Annotated in this window: 1 protein-coding gene; it reads right to left on the bottom strand. The window is 58.1% G+C overall.

The window, feature by feature from the left end; all coding sequences use genetic code 11:
• Nucleotides 1–298: 298 nt before the first annotated feature.
• Nucleotides 299–1,657 (bottom strand): amino acid permease (locus CHY22_RS09800; protein ID WP_143759233.1); only part of this gene is annotated, 1,359 nt, incomplete at its 5' end.

Raw genomic sequence — 1,657 nt, 5'->3', positions numbered from 1 at the left:
AGGGCGGAGGCGGGGCATTCCCCGCCTCTTACACCACATCTCTGCGCGCCACCGATTCGAAGAGGTTGAAAGCCGTCAAACGCCCTTTAAAGGGGGTTAGATAAATTGATTTTGAGCCCATTTTCGCTCAGAACAGGCCGAAAAATATGACACCTCTTTTGCAACAGTACTCATATTTGGCATTTTTTGACCACGGGGTCCAAAACCATGCCCCAAAACACAAAAGGAGGGGCCTCGTAAGGCCCCTCCTTAGGAAAAGGAATCGATTTATTCCACAGACGTAGATTAATTCTAGCTGCTACTCCATCATGTCGAGGACGGAGGGGCGCAGCTCGTTCTCGGCGGCCTCGGGATCGGTCTCGCGCAGGCGGTTGATGTAGCGGTTGTACCACATCACGGCAAGGCCCAAGAAGACAACCACGCCGCCAACGTTGTAGACCAGCGTCAGCCACAGCGGCTGATCGAGCGGAATGGTGCCGCAGATAAGCACGAAGCAGAAGACCACAAGCAGGAAGGCAGCAATGACCAGACCGAAGGTGCGCGAACCCATACGGAAGTCACGGGGAGCGGCGTCGAAGTTTTTGCGCAGCATAAAGTAGGCAAGCAAAATCAGCAGCGGCGGGAGCAGAGCGGTGGCAGCCGTCATGTTGGTGACGATCATGAGCAGGTCGTCGAGGTTGCCGGAGCCCAGGGCCGGGATGACCAGGATGGGGACGACGATGGCGAACTGCAGCCAGGCAGCGCGGGCGGGAATACCATGCTCGTTGAGCTCGACGATCTTGCTACCAAAGACACCCTTGGGGATCTCGGTGAAGAAAACCTTGATGGGAGCGGAGGTCCACATCATGAGGGAGCCCAGCGTAGCGGCAAGAAGGATCAGGCCAATGACGCGCGTAGACACTTCCATGGGAATGCCAAAGTGGGCAAAGGCAGCGCCGAATACGTCGAAGATACCGGTGGAGATGGCAACGCCGCCCTCGGGAATGAACAGGTTGACCAGCAGCGAAGCGCCTGCATACAGAAGGCCGATGGTCAGGCCGGCGATAACGACGGTGCGCACGAAGGCCTTGACGCCGCCCTTAAGGTCGTTAAGGAACACGCCGACGGACTCAGCGCCGCCAACGCCCTGGATGATCCAGGCAAGCGTACCGAAGAAGCCCCACATAGTTGCGAAGTTGGTCGTGTCGGGAGCCATGTTAGCGGGGGTAGGAGCCGTAGCGAACTCGACGCCGCCAAAGGCAGCAGCCAGGGACAGCAAGATGAACACGGCAGTCAGGCCGAGAGCCGCGGTCGAGCCGAAGGAGGAAATGGAGCCGATCCACTTAGCACCCTTAGTCGACACCCACGTGGCAATAGCAAAGACGACGATCTCGATAATGGTGATCCACAGCTGCGAGAGCTCGGCATTGGCACCAAAGAACACGTAGCTCGCGTAGATGATGACGTTGGGCAGGACGGACGCAAAATAGAACAGGTTAACGAACCAGTAGCTAAACGCCGTCAGGAATGCCCAGCGGCCGCCCATCGAGGTCTTGACCCAGGCGTACACGCCCGACTCGGAGTCCTTGTTAAGGCCGACAAACTCAGCGGTAACCAAGGTATAGGGTGGCGCGCAGAGATGTGGTGTAAGAGGCGGGGAATGCCCCGCCTCCGCCCT

The sequence above is a fragment of the Collinsella sp. TF06-26 genome (assembly GCF_002232035.1).
Taxonomy (GTDB): Bacteria; Actinomycetota; Coriobacteriia; order Coriobacteriales; family Coriobacteriaceae; genus Collinsella.
Note: the sequence above shows the minus strand (reverse complement) of the source record. Positions and strands in the feature narration are given on the sequence as shown.